Here is a 20,829-nt window from a genome sequence, read left to right as displayed (position 1 = left end):
CGCGGGTGGAGACGCTCTTCAAGCCGCAAAGATAAATTTCGCCGTCTGTCCGGTCGGCACAATCACTGCAGGGAGTGAAGCCTCCGGAATGGGGCTGTGAAGATAGTAGCTCCTGCAGACGATGCCAGTGAAACAGGCTTTTCTAAAGAACTCTCCGATTTTCGTAAGTTCCTTTCTTTATAGTGTTTAGGAGAGTACCGGTCTTTTTCTGAGGGCAAGAATTTGCGGCTGCATCCATTTTCTTGTTAACCCTTCATCGCATTTGGGAATTAAGTGGGTATGGAACCGAAAAATCCAACCGACGGCGAAACCCGCTCCATCCATGAAGCTGATTTTGTTGCGTTGCTCACCAGCGGCCAAAATGCGATCACGCTAACGGTTCGAGCACTCATGCTTGGCGACCGCGGGATGGAAGAGGTCGTGCAGCAAACCAATGCTAAGCTCTGGCAGAAACGGGATGATTTTCAGCCGGGGACAAATTTCCGGGCCTGGGCCGCAGCGGTCGCTCGCTTTGAAGTATTGAACTATCGAAAACAGCAAGCCAGAGATGCACGATTGCGATTTTCGGATGACTTGGAACATCAAATCGCCTGTGAAGTTGGCGAATTGGAAGACGATCTTTACGATCGGCATGCCGCGTTGCAGGAATGCCTCAAACAATTGAAACCGGAAAGTCGTGATTTATTGCTTTCTCGGTACAACGGTGAGGAAACCATCGCCGATCTGGCCTCCCGTATCGGACGGTCGGTGGGGGGAATTAAAGTCTCTCTCAGTCGGCTGCGAACCGGTTTGTCGCAGTGTATCGAGCGACGGCTAAGCACCGGGGAGAGCGTCGAATGAGCGGAATGAAACAAGAGGAACGTCTGCTGCTGATCGATTCGTTGCTGGATGGCACGATTAGCGATGCCGACCTGCTACGGATTGAGGCGGAAATGACCGTCGATCCCAAGGTTCGGCAAACCTATTATCGGCGTTTGCAGTTGACGATGCTGTTGGAACGACAGGCGGCCGAAGAAGGAGGCCGCGATCGTCCGGTCGTCGGCAAACATCCTCGCCGTCGGAGTCGGCGGATGATGATGATCGCTGGAACGTTGGCCGCGATCGCTGCGGTACTGCTGGTTTTGTTTTATGCAAATCCATCGGATCCAGGTTCTGGCGAATCGAATGTCCCTCTAGCTGCATCGCCCGAACGCACCGCGAGTGGTTTTGCGATTCTGAGCGGGCAGGATGACGCCGTCTGGGGCGGAAAACCCATCAACGATGGTGACTTACTTCCTTCCGGTGAACTGCATCTACTATCAGGACGCGTCCAAATCGAATTGTTTAGTGGCGTCCAAATCGTGCTTCAGGGGGACAGTTCCTTTTCGATCGATTCTCCGATGCAGGTCACAATGCTGCGGGGAATCGCGCATGCGAGTGTTCCCGAACCGGCCGAGGGATTTCGGATTAAAACATCATCGGGGGACGTGGTTGACCTGGGGACCGAATTCAGTGTTGACGTGGATGACCAAGGGGCCGATGTGCATGTGGTCGATGGGGAAGTCCAGCTCCATCCGCATGGCAGCGAAACGCTTCAGATTCAGGCGGGGGTATCCCGGCGCTTGATGACCTCTGGTAACGCTGTGGAAACGTTGACATCCATGCCCGATACGGTCAGCCCAACAGAATTCCAAAATCAACTGCAGAAGAAACAGCATCTACGGCTTTCCGTTTGGACGCAGTCTCGAAACCAAATTCAATCCGATAAACGAACGGTCGCATACTATCCGTTTCACTCGGGACGAACGGGCGCACGCCAGCTTAAAAACTTTGCCGATGGTTCGCCCTTGCTCGCATCGGACGGAACGATTGTCGCCGCATCCCAGGCGACAGACCGCTGGGGGCGGAGTGAAGGGGCGCTTGATTTCAGCCGCATTGGAAGCCGAGTGCGGTTAAATGTGCCAGGAGAACACCGGGGGATCACGATGTTCTGCTGGGTGAAAATCAATAGCTTGGACCGTTTGTACAATTCCCTGTTCTTGACAGATGGGCATGATGAACGGGAACCGCACTGGCAGTGGATGGAGGACGGAAGAGTTTTCTTTTCGGTCAAAGTTCCAGAAACGGACCAAGCTGGACGCGATCCGTCGGAGACCGTTCAACCGGTCTACTACTCACCAAAGATTTGGAACGCTTCGCTAAGCGGACGGTGGATCATGCTTGCGGTGACCTATGACGTCGAAAACGCTCGGGTCATGCACTTCCTGAACGGTGAACCGATCAGCAGTGCTCCCATTGCAGACAAAGACCTTGTGGAATCGATTCAAATTGGCGCCGCTTCGATCTGCAATTGGAGCGAGCCGATGTACCGCACGGATCCTCAGTTCGTGCTTCGAAATTTGAATGGAAGTATGGATGAATTCGCGTTGTATTCGGGTGCCCTGTCCGCTGACGAAATTTTGCAACTGTATCGTATCGGAAATCCTAATGAACAATAAATCAATTGGTCTCCATTCGATTGGAGTTGCAATCGCTGCGGTCGCGATCGTTGCCGCGGGGGCCCTAAATGTTTCCGCGGACGAATCGGCGGAGCGGTTGTTCACGCTAAAGGTACTGCCGCTGCTAAAGGATAAATGTCTTGGCTGCCACGGCGGTGACGAAGCGGACGTGAAAGGGGATTTCAGCGTCCTCGATCGCGACGCACTGTTGCATGGTGGGGAATCTGAAGAACCTTCCATTGTGCCTGGTAAACCCGAAGAGGGGACCCTGGTCGCGGCCATCACCTGGGAAGGTTACGAAATGCCGCCCAAGGAAAACGACCGATTGAGCGATTCACAAATCGAATTTTTTCGTGAATGGATCCGACAGGGGGCGCCGTGGCCGGATGAAACCAAGCAGCAGAGGTATCGCGATGAAGAAGCTGGTCAACTTGTGACCGATGATGGCTGGATCCTCAAAACCAGTGGCGGGACTTCGCCCGAGTGGTCGAACCGGCGCTATAAGCCAGAAGACCTATGGGCCTTTCTACCGGTGAAACCGACGTCCGACGTCTTGCCCCCTGAAATCTCTCGGGATGATGCGATTGATCATTTCGTCCAGGCGAAACTAGAAGAGGCTGACCTTCAGGCGGCTCCGCAGGCTGATGCCAGGGTTTTGATACGCCGTGCAATTTTCGATCTGACGGGGTTGCCACCCAGTCCTGAACAAGTGGAACAATTTGTTGGAGCGTATGCTCAGAATCCTGATCAGGCTTGGGAAACGCTAATCGATCGTTTGCTGGATAGTCCACGCTACGGGGAGCAGGCGGCTCGACACTGGATGGACGTGACACGTTACGCCGACACCGGTGGAATGTCCAACGACTACGAACGTTCAAACATGTGGCGATATCGCGACTACGTGATTCGGGCTTTCAATTCAGACAAACCTTACAACGATTTCATCGTTGAACAGATTGCCGGCGACGAATTGGCGGACGAATCGGTTCGTCGACGTACCGGAGGATCTGAAAAAGAAGTTTTGGCTGCTCAGCTGAAAGGGTCCTACAGCGAACAAGAAGCGGAGTGGATTGTGGCGACCGGATTCTTGAGGATTGGTCCATGGGATAATGCCATGATCGAGAATGATGAGGCGCGACAAATCTATCTGGACGATCTGGTGAATATCACCGGTCAAACTTTTCTGGCCCAGACGCTTCGATGTTGCAAATGCCATGACCACAAATTTGATCCGCTTCCGACTCGGGATTACTACCGGATTTATTCGGCATTTTCGACAACGCAAATGGCGGAACGGGCAGTGCCTTTCCTTCCGCAGGAAGATCTGAATCACTTCCAGGAAGGAAAAATGCACGTCCAAAAGATGCTCGATTTCGCGACTTCGGAAAAAGATCGGATTGTGGATAAGCGAGAAACCGCCGCACGCGCTTGGTACAAAGAACATGACTTGCCATATAAGCCTGAAGCGGAACGCAAAGGCGATCCAGATGAAATGAAACCAGCTCGCCATGTGGGGCTTGATACGGCCGAACAAGGCCAGTTAAAAGTCCGTGAGCAAGATGTCTGGATCTGGACACGGAGGCTTGAGCGTTATCAACCGATGGCTCAGGGAGTCTACAACGCGGGCAAGTTCAAGATGGCTTGGAATGGAGCTCGTAAATTGCGTATCGGACGCGGTAAAGATGCCGCGACGGAACCAGAGAATCACATTCTGATTGGCGGCGCGTTGACGGCTCTCGGAGATCAAGTTTTTCCAGGCGTGCTAAGCGCCCTTTCACTGTCGGTATCTTCTCAGAGCGATGATCCCTATCTGCTTACGCCAAGCGTTGATGGGCGACGGTTGGGATTGGCAAGATGGATTGCGGACCCCGCGAATCCGTTGACTTCCCGAAGTATGGTCAACCGCATCTGGCAATCGCATTTCGGGAAGGGAATCGCTGCCAATACTAATAATTTCGGAGCGAAAGGTGCCAAGCCATCGCACCCGGCGTTGCTGGACTATCTGGCCTCTGATTTTGTTGAGGGAGGCTGGTCGATTAAGCGGATGCATCGCCTGATCATGATGTCGGATGCCTATCGTCGAGGGAACGCGGCGGTGGATCCCGAGCGGCTTGCTGTTGTCGATCCCAATAATTCATTGTTGTCCCGTTATCCGCGACGCCGGCTGACGGCGGAAGAACTGCGTGATTCGATCCTGGCCACCACCGGCGAACTGGTTCACTGTGACGGGGGGCTGCCGGTAATGCCGGAAATCAATATGGAGGTCGCATTGCAGCCGCGGATGATTCAATTCTCATTGGCGCCCGCTTATCAGCCTTCGCCGACGCCCGAGCTACGCAACCGGCGAACGATTTACGCCTACCATGTGCGCGGTCAATCCGATCCGTTTACCGAACTGTTCAATCAGCCGAATCCAAACGAATCGTGTGAGCTGAGGGAGACCGCTGCGGTGACGCCGCAGGTTTTTACGCTGCTGAATAGCGATTTGATAACCGACCGCTCGATCGCGATGGCGGATCGTTTGGAATCCGAATTCAAGGACCTACCCGCACAGATCGAACAGGCCTTCCAGTTGATTTTTCAACGCGATGCGTCGGCTGAGGAAATTCAGCGGCTTGGCGATTACGTGAGAGAAATGGCCGCCTATCACGAAGGCGTGAACCCGGTGCCTCCTACGTACCCCAAAACCATTACACGTTCGCTGGTCGAAGAGTTCAGCGGAGCGACTTTTGAATACGAAGAAATTCTCCCGGTCTTTGAAAACTATCAAGCGGATCGCAAACCGCATCAGGCCTCTGCACACACACGGGCGTTAGCTGATATGTGTTTGCTGCTTTTCAATGCCAACGAATTCATTTACGTCGATTAGTTCCCTTTATCTAAAGTAGGTCATCATGTCGAATTTCGGTCGCAGAGACTTCCTCTATGGTTTAGGGGCTTCGCTCGGTTCGGTTGCGTTTTCATCGATGTTGCGGGCGGAGGCGTCGTCCGATTCGCCGCTCGCACCGAAGGAGCCGATGCTTCCGGCGAAGGCGAAGAATGTCATCATGCTGTTCATGGAAGGTGGCCCCGGGCACATGGATACGTTTGATCCAAAGCCGGAGCTAACGCGTCTGCATAAAAAGGAATCGAAGCTCGCCTTTGGACAGGAGGGAGGATTCAAATTCTTTGTCGGAAGTCCCTTTACGTTCCGCAAAGCTGGGAACAACGGGATCGAAATGTGCGACCAGTGGGATCACTTGGCCGATCCGTATGTCGCTGATGAACTTTGCAATTATCGCGGTTGCCAAGCCGAATCGCTGAACCATCCGGAAGCGCTTTTTCATATGAACACCGGCAGCCGTCTTGGCGGCGATCCCGCAGTTGGATCGTGGGTGAATTATGGACTGGGGACGGAGAACCAAAACCTTCCTGGTTATGTCGTCATGACCGAATTGGCACTGCCTCAAGGTGGTCCGACCAACTGGAGCAATGGATTTTTGCCTCCCTACTTCCAAGGGACACGGTTGCGTCCTCAAGGATCGCCGATCCTGGATCTTGCCCCGCAGGCGTTTAAGTCACGGCAGCATCAAAAACGGGCCCTCGAAGAATTGGCGTGGCTGAACGAGCAACATTTGCAGAACGTCGGCGAAAAGGACCAGAAATTACTCGCTCGCATGGAGAACTATGAACTTGCCTTTCGCATGCAAACCGAAGTACCCGACGTGGTCGATTTATCAAAAGAATCACAGGCGACGCAGGAGATGTACGGACTGGACGATGCAGAAACCCAAGTGTTCGGCCGCCAATGCCTGATGGCCAGACGTCTGGTGGAAAGTGGCGTTCGCTTCGTACAGATCTTTAGCGGCGGCTGGGATAGCCATGACTATCTAGAGCGAGGACACGCATCGCGGATTAAAAGCGTCGACAAACCGATCGCTGCTTTGATTCGCGACCTCAAACAACGCGGGATGTTGGAAGATACGTTGGTGATCTGGACGGGGGAATTCGGAAGGACGCCTGACAACAATAAGCGTGGCGGGGTCTACTCACTCGGTCGTGGGCACAACAGTCAAGCGATGACGATGTTGTTCGCCGGCGGCGGCATAAAGCCGGGCGTGGTTGGTGGGACGGACGAACTTGGTTCGACGGCCGTCGAGTGTGTCCATCCGATTCGCGACTTACACGTTACCCTGCTGCGATTGCTGGGATTGGACGACAACAAGCTGACTTATTTACATGGGGGGCGATTTAAACAGTTGTCCCAGTTCGGCGGCGAGGTGATCCCAGAACTGATCGCTTGATGCATCGGCCGAGATGGGATGTGAACGTTGTGGGACGTGATGTCTATAAGTTGCGGTTTTCGAGTGGGCACCACCGTCTGGCGACGTTAGCTACGGCAGTCACCTAGCTAGTGCCCGCCAGAGCGTGGACAGACCGGCAATACGTCGCTAATCGATTTCACCTCCCGAGCGAAAGGCGACAATCACTAAATCAATTATCCGCTTGCGCAGCGGGTGGAGATTCATTGCGTCGACGCTCCTAGCACGGAGGCTTCCGGAAGAGTTTCGTTTCCGTCCTTGCCCTGGCGGACTAACAACTGGCATCTGCTCTTCTATGCAATCGAAATGCAGTTCTCCGCCAGCCCCGAATCGTTTAGGCGATTTGGGGGGCCGGTGGAAAAGATGAACAGGGACGCACCAACAGCGTCGCTGCCAGTTGTTGTACCGACTGGGACGAGCCCCGCGGAAAGAAACAGCATCGCCGGGCTTTTAGCTACTGACCGCGACCATTTGTTCGATCTCTTGAATGATCGTTTCCATAAATCGGTCGACCATGCCAGGGTGCTTTCCGGTAATCAGATTACCGTCGATTACCATTTCCTGGGTTTGGTTCCCATCGTACTGAACCAATCCGCCCGCATTTGCGACATCGCAAACGACGTTGTGGGCACAGGTTACTTTGCGTCCGGCAATCAGACGTTGGTCTGCACAGAAGAGCCATAGGCTGTGGCAGATCGTACCGATTTTAAGATCTTTCGATGCCACGCACTTCCGCAGGAATTGAACCGCAGGAGCCTGGTTAGGTTGACCGGGGACAATTTCTGCTTGGTACCGCAAGCGATCCATCGCATAGCCGCCAATCAAGATGACGGCGACGTAATCCTGCGGAGAGACTTCTTGGACATCGGTATGGACCGTCACGCTTTCTTCAATAACGCCATCGGTTGGGTTACTGGTGAAGGTGAGCGAGTCATTACCCCACAGGTGACTTAGGTATTCGACTTCGAAACCTTGCGTGGGAAAATACTCGTTGAATCGGCGGAATTCGCTAGGGTCGAAGTGTTCTTCGATCAGCACGCCGATCTTTGGTTTGGGTTGTTGCATCATGGATGATTCTTAGCGTGGTGGGGGACACGGTCGGGTTGGGTGAATCACATCGTCTTGGGGCCGAACGACCGTTCGGCCCCAAGATCAGTGAGCGGATTACGAGGTGGCCAATGCTTCGGTTTCCAAGCGAATTTCGGCTGCCAGACCACTATCTTGCATCGCCGAAGTGATCTTCTCATTTGCGTCGCAAAGGCGGAGCGAGAACTCCGAGCCAAATTTTTCCAGTTCCATCCCGATCGCACGGATTGCGTTTGAGCTGATGCTGTTCAGGTCGCGAGCTTGCAGACGGACGATCGTCACGCCTTGTGCGTGGACCTGTTCCAAAGCGGTGATCAGCAGTTGCGTGTTGGATTCTTGCAAATCGCCATACAGTGAAATCGTCGCCTCTTTGCCGGTCACTTCCAACAGGTCGGCTCCGAACGAAGCGTCTGCTGGCATCAGTTTGACTCGGACCTTTACGCTGCCGGTGAAGTCGGACAAACGGACGATCATCTGTTCGGCATCGAAGTCATCGTGAGGCTGACCATCGACCCAAACTTGCGCCAGTTTCACGCTGCCTGCGGGCAACATGTCGGGAGCGACGCGAAGTTCTTGATTGACAAGATCTTCAACGGTCGGTTTGAAGAAAAAGTCCATCGGTTGTTTGGTGACCAATAGATTGGTGTAAACCGCAGCCAGGTAAGCCAATTCGAACGAGTGGTAACCGGCCATGGAGTGCGAGCCCTTGCCACGCTCGGTTCCCAGGGCGTACGGCTGTCCGTTGGCGAGGACGTTGAAGTAGACGCCGCCGGAATCTTGATCCAAGAAGAAGGCGTTGTAGAATGCAGCCGATTCCCGAGCCAAGCGACGATGCTCTTGATTGCCGGTCACACCCGCAAGGATCAGGTAGGCAAGAATCGCCTGCTCTTGTTGCCACCATGCTTTGCGATCGTGCCAGACAAACCGGTGGTTTTCTTCGCCGTCTTGTAGTTCTCGCTCCATAACGTCGTACCAACCACCACGCTGCTGATCACTTCCTGCCGCTGGCATGACGCTGGCGATCTTCTCTGCCATTCCTTCGTAGCTGGCTTTGGATCGCTCGCTGTTCATGCGAGTTAGGTTCCAGGCGATTTTCAAGTTGTGCCCGACCACCGCGCGATTTTGTTGCCATCCCCAGGTTTGGTCTTTCGACCAGTCGTCAAAGAAACGTTCTTGGACGAAGGGGCTGTTGTCGTAGTCTTGGAAGTGTTCTGCGATCAAATCAAAGTTGTATTCAAGGAAGTCGGCGTACTCCTTTTTGCCGCTGGCCAAGAACAGGTTGATCAAGTAAGCCGGAGCGTGGTCGCCCACGGAGTTCCAATTCTTCTTCGCTTGATTTTTCCCCAGCGACGCATCGTGGGCACTTAGGCTGACGGGATCGATGTGCGAGTAGTACCCGCCTTTTTCCGAGGAGTCCTTAAAGTACTTATCGAAGGTGCGGATGGTTGCTTCGGCATCGTCCAGAATCTGCTTTTCACCGGTGATCCGATAGGTCTGGACGGGGCCTGCGAGGGCATAGATCTGTTCGTAACATGGGACCGCGTGGTAATCGTCACCAAACTCAGAGGCCAAGATTTTGTGTTTGCTTCCATCTTCTTTGACGTCAACGGCGTGGTACCAGTAGGTGACGTCATTGTCGTGATCCTTGAAGCGAAGGTTTTCACGCAGGTAAGTCGTCCCTTTTTCAGCGGCTTCTAGATAGCGGTCTTCGCCGGTCATCAAATAGGCCGAAGCGAACCCGTATACTAGGCGTGAAATCGTGTCGGTTTCCTGGCGGCCCGAGCTTGATTTGTCGCCACTGATGTCCAGGTTGGTGCGATATTCTTCGTAATCGATTGGCCCGTCGCCAAATTCGTGATCCAAGTAGTAGTCGGCCAATTGGCGAACCTGATTGATCCACCAGTCCTGCTCTTCAAATCGGTAGTCTTCGGTCGATTCGCCTGCAAACACAATGTGTTTAGCTTCGATTTGTGGAGTCCCCTCGCCTTCCGGGTAGAAGACGCCATAGATGAACAGGAATTGACCTTCTGTCAACAAACTTTCCAGGCTTGCCGAGGCGTCTCGGTATCCTTCGCCAAGGTTGCGAATGAACTCGGCAAAAACCGTTGGAGTCAGCTTGACAAGAAATTCACGACCATCGCTGGTGCGAAGTCCAAAACTGTTGGAGTCGCTGCCGACGTTGGTAACGTAACCGGCGATAAGGTCCGAGAAAGTGAAGGTAGATTTGGTCATTTGAAATTGCTCTGGATAGGAGTTTTGTAAATGCTTGTTTTCGATGGGATAAGGAAGAATGAACGGCTATTTGGAAACCAGTACGGCGATGCTTCTGCCGGAAACATGGAATGTTTTTTCGTTTGCAATCGAGACTTCTTTGCCGTATTCGCAGATGTCCTCAGGCGAAGGCAACGCGGTATTGATGGCCTGGCGCCAAGTCCGCCCGGCGACGCAAGGCAGTTCGAAGGCAAGTTCTTCCCAGTGCATGTTCAGCATGATATGAAGGTCGTCTTCGGCATCAAAACCTCCCAGCGTTAGGGCGAGAGCCCGGCCACACGGATCGTGCCAGCCCGGTTGATTGATTTCGGGACCATGCCATGCGATGTCCGCGATCCCACGCTGGTTTACGTCACCCGTGAAATAGCGGGCGCGGTGGAGCGATTGATGTTGTTTCCGGAATGCGATCACCCGCTTCCAGAACCGGAACATCGATTGTTCTTGATCCAGAAGGTTCCAGTCGACCCAGTTCAATTCGTTGTCCTGGCAGTAGGCGTTGTTATTCCCTTTTTGGGTACGTCGATGTTCGTCTCCGGCGACGAACATCGGTACGCCCTGCGAGACCATTAGGATAGTGGCAAAGTTCTTAATCTGGCGTTCACGTAGTTGTTCGACCGCCGCGTCCGTGGTGGCGCCTTCCCACCCACAGTTCCAGCTGGCGTTGTCGTTGACTCCGTCGCGATTGCCTTCTCCGTTGGCGCCATTGTGCTTTCCGTTGTAGCTGACCAAATCGTTCATCGTGAAGCCATCGTGACAGTTAATGAAGTTCACGCTGTTGACCGGTTCATGGGACCGGCTTTGATAGAGGTCGGCACTGCCAGCTAGCCGCTTGGCAATCGAGCCCAGTTGTCCGGGTTCGCCTTTTACAAAGTCGCGAACGTCATCACGGAATTTTCCGTTCCATTCCGCCCAACGCTCTCCTGGGAAATAGCCGACTTGATACAGTCCGGCCGCGTCCCATGCTTCGGCGATCATTTTCGTTTGAGAAAGTTTGTCAGACAGTTCGACATTCCAAATCAGCGGTGGTTTCTCAAGCGGTACTCCGCCTTCTCCGCGAGTCAAGACGGAGGCTTCGTCGAAACGAAAGCCATCGACGTGCATGGTTTCAACCCAGTATTCCAGGCAGTCCACGATGAATTTTTCTCCAACCGGATGGTTGCAGCGAAGCGTGTTCCCGCAGCCGGAGAAATCGTTGTAGTACTGTTCTTGACCGGGGACCAAATGGTAATAGGTTGAATTGTCGATTCCTTTGAAGGAATAGGTCGGTCCCATGTGGTTGCCTTCGTCGGTGTGATTGAACACCACGTCCAGGATCACGCTGATGCCCGCTTTGTGAAGGGCTTTGACCATGTCGCAGAACTCGTGGACATGCTGCCCTGTGCTGGGACTTTCGCAGTAGCTTGAATGCGGTGCGAAAAAGGCCATCGTGCTATAGCCCCAATAGTTGGTCTTGGGGGACCCATCGACTGTCCGCAGGACTTCGACATCGTCATATTCAAAGACGGGAAGTAGTTCGACGGCGTTGATACCTAGCTCTTGTAAATAGGGGATCTTTTCGATCACGCCCCGGAAGGTGCCGGGATAGGCGACTCCGGAGGAATCGCTTTTGGTGAAGCCTCCTACGTGCATTTCATAGATCACCAGTTCTTCCGTTGGTTGATTCAACGGTTTGTCATCTTCCCAGTCATAGTTGTCGTGCACGATGGCACAGCGAAGACTGGTTTCAAGATTGTCTTTGTCGCCACAAGCGTCTCCGCGATTCCAAACCGCTTTTGAAATGCCGCGTGCGTACGGATCGATCAGCACCTTGCTAGGTTGAAAACGGTGCCCATTGTGAACTTCTTGGGGGCCATCGACTCGATAGGCATAAAAGAAACCTGGTTTCAGTCCGCAAACGTAGGCATGCCAAAGGTGAAAGCTTTTGTTGACGGCCGGATCAAGCTGGATGATTTGGCAGGGTTGACGGTCGTCATGATTTCGGAAGAGAAGCAGTTCGACCGAGGTCGCGTGCTCACTGTAGATTGAGAAGTTGACTCCCAGGTCGTCAATCGTGGGGCCAAGTGGATGGGGACTGCCCGCTTCGACTTTAAATGCAACCGGATCCGGAGTGGAGGATGGTCCCAGTGCGAAGGCGGGTGTAACGGCCGAATGAGTGGTGCTGGGGAGTTGCATGAGATGTATCCGCTAGGGTGATAAAAGTGGATTGGGATGGGATGGTGGCTCGGCCGATTTATTTACGTAGCAAAAGCTTCTTCAGGAATTTCCAATGACGGCGTCACGGGGCGAGCATGGAAGGGTTCCCGAGACGCTTTGGGGGGGCGTGCGACGTGTTCGGTCAGCTCTTTGTCCGCTTGAAGCCAGTGACCGTCTGATCGGAGAGGACAAAGCATCGCCAGTGCTGTGACGGTCAACGCGATCATGCCCAGTCGGATGTCGACGTAAGAGACTGCGACACCAAACAGACAAGCTGCGATGCTTGCGGCGATTTGGAAATAGATGGAACGGACCGTTTCGGTTCGAAGATGAGGCGTCGCTAAGCGGCGGCCTGTCGTTGCCCACGCCCAAGAGGCCGCCAGCGCGAGGCTGCAGACCGTGTACCAGAGGGCATAGAAGACGAAGATCGCATTGAATTCATGATTGGCTGATTCCACCAGCCAATCGGTTGCAATGGGTACCATGGAAATACACATCAAAAACAAAAAATTCAATCCGATGAACACTCGGTCGACATGACCGATGTGAAGAAAAATCAGATGTTGTTTTAGCCAGTAGCCACCGATGAAGATGAAGCTAAGGCAGTAGGAGAGGAACTGAGGCATCTGTTGTCCGATCAACGCCCAGATTTCCGCAGACGATTTGGCATCACGGATTTCTTGATACGTCCCCTCGAATCCGAGGAACATCAAAGTAATCATCACGGCGATCACTCCGTCGCTTAACGCGGCAAGGCGATCTTTCTGAATCAGATGACTATGCATTGCAATTTCTCGTTCCTTAGTTCTTTTCGGACCTTAACTGTTAGGTCGTCGAAAACCGTGAACGGTCAATCGACTAGGAAAAAACGGGACGAGGCGGCGTACGGGCTAACTAGAATCTTTATGTTCACTACAACCCGCCCCTGACGGTGCGTTTTCCGAGGAGTTTGAAGCTGAGAGTCTTGTGCCTGATGGGGGGAGTGACTTTCGTTTTTTCGCGTCGATCTAGAGGGTTGGGCTCTTTCGAAAGGCCGTTTCCCCTTATATTGGGGACCGAACTCGCTTTCTGTGACAACCTTTTTGGCTAGAATGGTGGTATGAGCAAAAACTTTGATCGTCGCCGATTTGTATTGCGGTCCCTCACCGGGGCCCTAGCGCTTCCTGCCCTCCCTTCGATGGCTGCTGCGGCCGCTAATGGTGAATTGGCGGTGGCCAAGACAAGTGGAGCCGGAGTCGGTGCTCGTCGATTTGTTGCAATCGGCAACCTGTTGGGATTCCAGCAAAAGCATTTTTTCCCTGAAACCGAGGGAAAAGGCTTCGAAGAGACGACCTTGCTGAAACCGCTGGCAGATAATCGCGATCAGATTACGGTCTATCGCGGCCTGGATCATGGACTTCGAGGTGGCCATTTTGCCGTCCATACCTTTCTGTCCGGTCTGCTGCATCACGAGTCGAAAAACCGTGCCGATGGGAATGTGACGATCGATCAGTTCATTGCCGACGAGATCGGTGAGCAAACGCGTTTCCCTTCGCTGACGGTCGGATCCGAAGGTGGAATCCACGGTGGCTGCCAGCTTTCTTGGACGAAGTCGGGAATTCGTGTCCCACCGATCACCGGTCCCGCCGAACTCTTTGAACGACTGTTTGTCACCGAGTCCAAAGAACAACGCGTTGAGAAAAAGAAAGCGAACGCGCTACAGGCTTCGATCCTTGATTCCGTGCTGGAAGAGGCGGGGACACTCTCGAAGCGAGTCAATCAGGAAGACAAGGGGAAACTGGACGAGTACTTCAGCTCGATTCGTGACGTGGAAAAACGTCTGAAATTCCGCCAACGCTGGGCGGATCACCCCAAGCCCGAAGCTCCGTTCGATCGACCTGCCGACCAGAATACGGTCGAGGATCTGCCGATGTTGTACGAGCTGATCGCATTGGCCCTGCAAACCGATTCGACTCGAGTTGCCACCCTCGAAATTGGGGGCAGTTTCTTGCCTCAGCATTTGGGGATCGATAAAGCCTATCACGGTCTTTCGCATCATGGGAACGACGAAAAGGTTATCGCTCACCTGCTTACGCTGGAAACGTATCAACTGGAACAGTACGGGAAATTCCTTACCAGACTTGCTCAGATTCAGGATGGCGAGCAATCGTTGCTGGAATCGACTGCGGTTCTGTTTGGTAGCGGGATGGGAAGTGCTAACTCTCACACCAACACGGACCTGCCAATCCTATTAGCCGGTGGTGGCTACGGTGGTGGGACATTTAAGAAGGCCGCTTCCAGTGGCCTGGGCAAGGTTCCGTTGTGCAACCTTTACCTTGACATTGCCCAGCGAATGGGAGTCGAAAAAGAGGCGTTCGGGACCAGTACCGGTACCTTTTCGTGAGTAGGAATTTCATGGATCTTTGTGTCGCGTTCCGAACGACGGTCGTTCGGATCGCTTTGGTCGCTTCGGTTTGTTTGCCGGTTTCAGGCTCGGTCTGGGCAGATAAGCCAGAACCAAGTGATGCGACTGCCGCTGCCAAAGAGAACGCCGCAAAACCGGAAGCTGCGGTTGCGGATTTCCTTGGTAAGTATTGTTTGCAGTGTCATGACACTGCGACGGCCGATGGCGAACGGGAATTCGAAACGTTTGCGTTACCGCTTTCCACCGAGCCGCAGCTGATTTCCGCTAGGGAAATTGTCAATCAAATGACGCTCCGGCAAATGCCTCCCGAAGATGCGGAGCAACCGACCGACGAGCAGCGACTGGCGTTACTGGAAACGCTCCGCGAAGGTATCGCCGATGCGCGAAGCAAAATCCAAAGTTCCGGGGCTCGGACCGTGATTCGCCGGCTGTCGAATCGCGAATACGAAAATACGCTGGCCACCCTGTTCGGCCGCCGAGTCGACACGCTTGGGCTGACGGCCGATTTTCCGAAAGAGAACACCAGCGAACACATGGACAATATCGGCGGTGCCCTGGTCACTTCCGGATTCTTGCTTGATCAGTATTTCCAAGCCGCTTCACGGTTGGTGGAGCTGCGGCTTGGTAAATCGGCCATGAAACCGAAGTCTTGGCACTTCACGGACCACTTCTTGCAGTATGAAGAACTCTCTGGGGCTCACCGGAGTTTCTTTAAGTACGAGTACCTCGCCCTGTACGAGCAACCGAATACGGATACTCGGCAAGGGGGCTACGGGCACATCGAAGACTTCTTGGAAGGCGTACCGGAATCGGGACTGTATGACATCAAGGTGCACGCGCAGGCGATGCATCGCGATACCCACTACGATTCCAAGATTTTCCGAATCGACTTTTCGGAGCCCTTTCAACTTGCCGTTGTGCCTGGCGATGCGACCAAGGGACATATCCATTACCCGCAAGCGATCGAGCCGATTCTTGGGACCGCAATCGTTCCCGACGATGAACCAGAATGGTTAAGTTTTCGGGTGTGGTTGGACAAGGGGCAGACACCTCGATTCATCTTTCCCAATGGTCCCTACGAATCACGGGCCTCGGTGATTGAGGTGAATAAGAAATACAAAGACGAATTTAAAGATAAGAAAGCGGCAAGCGGTGTCCGCCGGACTCATATTCTTCGTGAGGGAGAACTGCCGCACATCAAGATCGGTGAAATCAAAATTGACGGTCCGATCCAAGAGCCTCAACGAGGCAAGGAAGAGGTCGCGGTTTTTGGAAAGGATGGTTTTCAAAGCGATCATGCTTTGGACCAGCTGTACGCTTTCGCTCAGAAAGCCTACCGTCGCCCCTTGGATGATGCCGATCGAAGCCGGATTGAGGTGCTTTACAAGAAGCGGCTTTCCGAAGAGGCAACCTCTCGGCAGGCGGCCCTCGATACGATCAAGATGATCCTCTGTTCCCCTGCATTCTTGTACCTGAGTGAAATCACGCCTGAGGATGACACTCAGCTTCACCCCTATGATCTTGCCTCGCGGCTTTCGTATGCACTTTGGTCCGCACCGCCGGATGACGAACTTTATGCCGTTGCTGCGACGGGCGATTTGGCTGACCCTGCTGAATTGAAAAAACAGGTTTTGCGGATGGTCCGCGACGAGCGGTCGAACGAGTTTGTTAATAGTTTTCTCGATAGTTGGCTGAACTTGCGTGAGCTTGGCAATCAGCCTCCGCCCCGTCGAGCCGCATCCGAGTATTACTCAGAAAACCTGCCGGAATCGATGAAGCGTGAGGCGAGGCTTTTCTTTCGGCATTTGCTAGACAGCAATGGCTCCGTGGCCGATTTCTTGGATGCGGATTACACCTTTGTTGATAAGAATTTGGCAAAACTATATCGCTTGCCCGAGCGGGAAACGCTCCGTTTGGCGGATGGTTTTCAGCGAGTCGACCTGGCTGATGATTCGCATCGCGGCGGTCTGCTGGGGATGGCGGGAGTGCTGACCGTTAGCGCAAACGGAGTAGAAACGTCGCCGGTGACCCGTGGCGTCTGGGTGCTGGAGAATATTTTGGATGCGAAACCGCCACCACCACCTGATTCGGTGCCGGCCATCGATGCCGACGTAAGTGGGGCGACGACCATCCGTGAACGCCTGGCACTACATAGCGAAGACAAGACCTGTTATGTCTGCCATCGGAACATGGATCCACCCGGTTTTGCGCTTGAGACATTTGATCCGATTGGGCGGTGGCGATCGAAGTACCCGAAACCGAAAGGTAAAGGGGAAGCCGCAAAAATCGATTCGTCAGGAAAGTTGGCGTCCGGAGAATCCTTTGCCAATTTCACTGAGTTCAAAGAGGTGTTGGTAGCAAGTCGGCTGGATGTGTTCACACGAACGTTGATCAAAAAACTGCTCGCATACGCCACCGGGCGACATATGGAGCAGGCGGATCAATACGTGATCGACGATATCACCGAACGCGTGAAGGCGGACAACTATGGCTTAGAAACCATGCTGGTGGAGGTTTTGACAAGTTCCGTTTTTCGGTCCCGCTAATGCGCGATTGGGTTGGCCAATCGTCTCTCGTGGTCGGGGAATCGTTAACTGCGGGGATGTGTGGGCGTTTGACGTGCGGTAACGAATCGAAATTCCTACGATGCTGTGAATGTCGCTTTTCGCTTTGCGAAAGAATGTCCCTTGGGAGCTGCTTTCGCGGAACGAAAGGCTACAAGAACCGTCATCTATTAATTTCGCGTTTCCCGCCAAAGGCGACACTCTGCAAGCCGGTCCGCAACAATTCACAGGTTCTTAGGGCTGCTGAACGCCCCAAACGCTCCCATGTTTTTCACTCGCCAAGGTTCGGCACAATGTCTGCCCAAAGGTGAATCGCGCGATATGGGGCTTCGCGAGCGCTTGATGGTTAGCGCACCGCAACTCTTTTCTTCACGGCAGTTCGGAAGCCTGAGTTCGGGCGAAGCCCGGCGATCAGCAACAGGGCGAGGAGCGATAGCGTGGACGGTTCCGGAACGGCAGAGGCGGTTGGAGTAAAGGGAGTGACCGCAAATGATAAGATTCGGGCTTGGTCTTTTAGTTCGTTCCCCGAAAAGGTCATCGTGATCGGCTGTCCGGCCAGAATCAATTGCCCCGCAAATGGATCGGTGTAGGTATTCCCAAGGTCACCGAGGTGAAAGGTGTCCGGAGCGATGGACACTGTAAATTGATCGTCCGTGTTCATCGAAGCGAATTCAATGCTGTCGAAACGGAGGGCCTGATCGAACTGGAACGTCCAAGATTCGTCAAAATTGAAGTTGTTCGTTTCGTTGCCAACACCAAAATGAGTTTGGAAAGTTGGGGCTGATAGAGTCGGGTTGTCGATCCCCAGGCCCCCTGCCCCGTCAATTCTTGTGGAACCACCGGTGTGGATGATCGCACCAACTGACGGAGCGTCGTCGAGGTCTCGGTAAGAGAACGCGACGTGTTGCAAGGTGACGCCGTCGCGTGTCATGTTCGTCGATGGGCCGGCGCCTGCATCGAATTCCGAGTTGTTTTCGAAGCTGAAAAGAATTCCCGCCTCCGCTGTCGTCGCCAACAAACCGGTGTTAGCGAATACTCCAAACGTCAACAGCCCGACTGCTCCCATCATCCTGCCCATGATCGACTCCTGCCCGAGTGATAAATAGGTTGCCGCCAGTGCCTTCAGCGAATGAGGCAACCCTTGCGACTTTTTGAACCTCTACAATTTAGGAGAGTCCGGCTTCATTGTCAAAAAAATGCAATTTCCTGCTCTGAGGTGCAAAAAAGTAGCCCAGGGGGGAACGAATGGCTGGCGGTACGTGAAGTGTAATGGTGAGGATTAGCAAGCGGTTTGCTGGCCTGCGGTTGGCGTTTGATGCTAGAAAAATCCTCCACCGCCCATGCCACCACCTCCACCAACGAAAAACTGTTGCCCCGTATCGGGTACCTGTTCGTGTTCGACTTCCGGGGCGGCTCCGAACTGGGTTTCTCGCATCACTTCGAAGAAACGAGATACGTCGGCGTGGGTTGCCAGCGTGGCGGAGACTAGGATCGCTGGTCGCTTCGACGGAATGGTCATCATCGACGAGCTGCCTCCCATTTGGTCCCAGCTATTGACGTGGACGGACATTTGAATGGTTTCGATCATTTCTTCAGCTTGTGCAAGTGGGATTCCCGTTCCTTCAAGCCAATAGATTCGCGTTAGGAGTTGATCTTCGGCATCGGAGTGAGTGGTGACCTTAAACGCATCCCCCTCGATCGTCAGTGTTAGGTCGACGCTGTCCAGTAATTCATGCAGGAGATTCTGCAGCGTGGTTTTGGTCCTCGTTAGAGTCACCGGCAAGTCTGCCGTCAGTCCCTCCTCCTCCAACGCTCGTTCGTCGATCCAGAAGGGAAGATCCTGTTGGGCGGAAAGAGTTGTTAAGGCTTCCGAGAGCGGGACTTCGTAGAACTGGCAGTCGGCCGATTCTGAAAGCTGTTCGAGAATCCGATCGGCTGCCTTTGTATCAAGGTTGACCCAGCGACTGACGCCAATGCCCTGGTGGACTAAGGCTGCGGGATCGGCGGTGATCAGCAACCCATCATTTTCGACGATGGCCTGTAGGCCATGGGGGTGCAGCAACCGGCGGAGTGCGACGCGTAATGGCATTTCCTCTGTGATCCCGTTCGCTTGCAATGCTGTTTCTGAATCGACCTGAGCGAACTTCAGACCGCGCTGATCCAGGATGACCGATCCTGGTGGAAGCGAATCGAGTTGGTTGGGCAACGCTGCCAATGTTGTTGCGTCCGGTAACTGGATCCCCAAAGGTTCGTCTAAGCGTGCCATAATATCTTCGGCGAACAGAGAATCTGGAACCGTATCCACGATCCGTTTCTCCCATCGCATTGGTGGACTTGTTACCGCAGGGGCCGGGAGAACCTGTCCCGGTGCCGCGCCACTTATGGGGGCGACTTTGGTTGAACTGGGACCTTGGGAGGGAGAGCCAAATTGAGCCTGAACGGTCGGCGGTGTGAGGGCGTCGGCAGCGGCCAATCGCGTCGGCGGTCCGGCTGCGGCTTGTCCATTCAACAGGGAACCGTCATTGGCGGTCCAAAACAGAGCAAGCACCGCCGTACCGGCCAGGAAAGCTGCAGAAGTAAGGATCGTAGGCATCAAACGAACTCCAGGTAAATGAATAGGATCCAGTCGAGGTGGATCGATTGGCGGGGCGGGTAGTTTGTTTGCCGCCAAAACGTCTGAAAAACGTTGAGACGCTCCCGCAGCTTCGGCTGCAGAAACGGTCCACTGATGGACCGCGGCAAAAGCGACAATCGGGACGATCCCCCGCTGTCTTAACCGCCTGGAAAGGAGTTGCTTGCCTCTTTGTAACCGGCCACGGACCGACCCGGCCGTTGTCTGGAATTTGTCTGCAACCTGCTGTATCGAAAACCCTTCCAGCAAGTGCAGCACAATCGCCGAGCGGTAGTGTGCCGGCAATTCTGCCAATTCCTCATTCAGGACAAGGGCTTCGTGCCGTTTGGCCAACTGTTCCAGCGGTTCGCTTGCCACCAACCGTGGCGGATCGGCTACTGACTGAGGGTCCGTCATCGGTTCCGGTTCTCGTTTGACATTTGCGACGATTGCTGAAGAAACACGGTGTGCCACGCAGTGCAGCCAACCGGCCAAACGTTCAGGCTGGCGGATCTTACCGGCGTCCCGGGCAAGCAGCAGGAAGGTCGATTGAAAGGCGTCCTCGGCGTCGGCCAACGACCGACATCGACGGCGACAAACACTAAGGACCATCACGCTGTAACGATCGACCAAAGTGGTCAATGCAGATGCTTGTTGGTCCACAATCCAGGCTTCCAGCAGATCGGCATCTGCGAGATAGGATTGTCCACTCTGCTGTGAAACCAAGTTATTCATCCGCGCTTCCGGCAAACAAGAAAAGAAGTGCTTCGCAACTATTAGAATAGTGCTGTGAGGGAATTTTATGGCGCGCTTTTTTTAAAATTAAATTTCCGAAACCGTTTGGATGCAGTTTAAGTATGCCTCTGCCGAATCCGTCACAAAGTTATTTTGGGCAACGAAAACCAAGGTTTGATGCCTAGCA

12 protein-coding genes are annotated in these 20,829 nt (G+C 53.8%); 6 read left to right on the top strand and 6 right to left on the bottom strand.

Annotated elements, in window-relative coordinates; all coding sequences use genetic code 11:
• Nucleotides 1-279 precede the first annotated feature (279 nt).
• Genes FF011L_RS15160 through FF011L_RS15145 form a run of 4 tightly spaced genes read left to right on the top strand, consistent with a single transcriptional unit; the run spans nt 280 to nt 6,760 of the window.
• Nucleotides 280-840, top strand: a complete 561-nt coding sequence (locus FF011L_RS15160) for a sigma-70 family RNA polymerase sigma factor (RefSeq protein ID WP_145352492.1) — start codon at nt 280-282, stop codon at nt 838-840.
• A complete protein-coding gene (locus tag FF011L_RS15155; protein WP_145352491.1) occupies nt 837-2,477 on the top strand; it encodes a FecR domain-containing protein in 1,641 nt (546 codons plus the stop codon). Before FF011L_RS15160 ends, FF011L_RS15155 begins: the two co-directional genes overlap by 4 nt.
• On the top strand, nt 2,467-5,346 hold the full coding sequence (locus FF011L_RS15150) for a PSD1 and planctomycete cytochrome C domain-containing protein (protein ID WP_145352490.1): 2,880 nt from the start codon (nt 2,467-2,469) through the stop codon (nt 5,344-5,346). Before FF011L_RS15155 ends, FF011L_RS15150 begins: the two co-directional genes overlap by 11 nt.
• Nucleotides 5,347-5,371: 25 nt before the next feature.
• Nucleotides 5,372-6,760, top strand: coding sequence for a DUF1501 domain-containing protein (locus tag FF011L_RS15145; RefSeq protein ID WP_145352489.1), 1,389 nt, complete (start codon nt 5,372-5,374; stop codon nt 6,758-6,760).
• Between the two features lie 468 nt (nt 6,761-7,228).
• Here the strand turns inward: FF011L_RS15145 and FF011L_RS15140 are convergent, their stop codons facing one another.
• From FF011L_RS15140 to FF011L_RS15125, 4 genes are all read right to left on the bottom strand, one after another.
• On the bottom strand, nt 7,229-7,846 hold the full coding sequence (locus tag FF011L_RS15140; protein WP_218932651.1) for a DJ-1/PfpI family protein: 618 nt from the start codon (nt 7,844-7,846) through the stop codon (nt 7,229-7,231).
• Between the two features lie 96 nt (nt 7,847-7,942).
• On the bottom strand, nt 7,943-10,096 hold the full coding sequence (locus FF011L_RS15135; protein WP_145352488.1) for an AGE family epimerase/isomerase: 2,154 nt from the start codon (nt 10,094-10,096) through the stop codon (nt 7,943-7,945).
• A 66-nt stretch (nt 10,097-10,162) separates the two neighbouring features.
• Nucleotides 10,163-12,307, bottom strand: coding sequence for a glycogen debranching protein GlgX (gene glgX / locus FF011L_RS15130; RefSeq protein ID WP_145352487.1), 2,145 nt, complete (start codon nt 12,305-12,307; stop codon nt 10,163-10,165).
• A 62-nt stretch (nt 12,308-12,369) separates the two neighbouring features.
• Nucleotides 12,370-13,113, bottom strand: coding sequence for a TMEM175 family protein (locus FF011L_RS15125; RefSeq protein ID WP_145352486.1), 744 nt, complete (start codon nt 13,111-13,113; stop codon nt 12,370-12,372).
• A gap of 314 nt (nt 13,114-13,427) precedes the next feature.
• Between FF011L_RS15125 and FF011L_RS15120 the strand changes: the two genes are divergently transcribed.
• The gene (locus FF011L_RS15120; protein WP_145352485.1) at nt 13,428-14,711 is read left to right on the top strand and encodes a DUF1552 domain-containing protein; all 1,284 of its coding nucleotides are present in this window, start codon (nt 13,428-13,430) and stop codon (nt 14,709-14,711) included.
• Nucleotides 14,712-14,722: 11 nt separating this feature from the next.
• Nucleotides 14,723-17,278, top strand: coding sequence for a DUF1592 domain-containing protein (locus FF011L_RS15115; protein WP_145352484.1), 2,556 nt, complete (start codon nt 14,723-14,725; stop codon nt 17,276-17,278).
• Nucleotides 17,279-17,642: 364 nt separating this feature from the next.
• On the opposite strand, the gene FF011L_RS15110 is transcribed toward FF011L_RS15115, so the two are convergent.
• Entirely contained in the window at nt 17,643-18,434 is a 792-nt protein-coding gene (locus tag FF011L_RS15110; RefSeq protein WP_145352483.1) for a PEP-CTERM sorting domain-containing protein, read from the bottom strand.
• Between the two features lie 180 nt (nt 18,435-18,614).
• Nucleotides 18,615-20,642 carry an RNA polymerase sigma factor gene (locus FF011L_RS15105; protein ID WP_145352482.1) on the bottom strand — a complete coding sequence of 676 codons (2,028 nt, stop codon included), beginning with the start codon at nt 20,640-20,642 and terminating at the stop codon, nt 18,615-18,617.
• Nucleotides 20,643-20,829 lie beyond the last annotated feature (187 nt).

Origin of the sequence: Roseimaritima multifibrata (assembly GCF_007741495.1) — a bacterium.
In the GTDB taxonomy this organism is placed as follows: Bacteria; Planctomycetota; Planctomycetia; order Pirellulales; family Pirellulaceae; genus Roseimaritima; species Roseimaritima multifibrata.
Note: the sequence above shows the minus strand (reverse complement) of the source record. Positions and strands in the feature narration are given on the sequence as shown.

What these genes read in the sequence shown, in the direction of transcription:
- FF011L_RS15115 (WP_145352484.1), top strand. Translation starts at nt 14,723, where the DNA reads ATGGATCTTTGTGTCGCGTTCCGAACGACGGTCGTTCGGATCGCTTTG.
- glgX (WP_145352487.1), bottom strand. Translation starts at nt 12,307, where the DNA reads ATGCAACTCCCCAGCACCACTCATTCGGCCGTTACACCCGCCTTCGCA.
- FF011L_RS15125 (WP_145352486.1), bottom strand. Translation starts at nt 13,113, where the DNA reads ATGCATAGTCATCTGATTCAGAAAGATCGCCTTGCCGCGTTAAGCGAC.
- FF011L_RS15145 (WP_145352489.1), top strand. Translation starts at nt 5,372, where the DNA reads ATGTCGAATTTCGGTCGCAGAGACTTCCTCTATGGTTTAGGGGCTTCG.
- FF011L_RS15140 (WP_218932651.1), bottom strand. Translation starts at nt 7,846, where the DNA reads ATGATGCAACAACCCAAACCAAAGATCGGCGTGCTGATCGAAGAACAC.
- FF011L_RS15135 (WP_145352488.1), bottom strand. Translation starts at nt 10,096, where the DNA reads ATGACCAAATCTACCTTCACTTTCTCGGACCTTATCGCCGGTTACGTT.
- FF011L_RS15150 (WP_145352490.1), top strand. Translation starts at nt 2,467, where the DNA reads ATGAACAATAAATCAATTGGTCTCCATTCGATTGGAGTTGCAATCGCT.
- FF011L_RS15160 (WP_145352492.1), top strand. Translation starts at nt 280, where the DNA reads ATGGAACCGAAAAATCCAACCGACGGCGAAACCCGCTCCATCCATGAA.
- FF011L_RS15120 (WP_145352485.1), top strand. Translation starts at nt 13,428, where the DNA reads ATGAGCAAAAACTTTGATCGTCGCCGATTTGTATTGCGGTCCCTCACC.
- FF011L_RS15105 (WP_145352482.1), bottom strand. Translation starts at nt 20,642, where the DNA reads ATGAATAACTTGGTTTCACAGCAGAGTGGACAATCCTATCTCGCAGAT.
- FF011L_RS15155 (WP_145352491.1), top strand. Translation starts at nt 837, where the DNA reads ATGAGCGGAATGAAACAAGAGGAACGTCTGCTGCTGATCGATTCGTTG.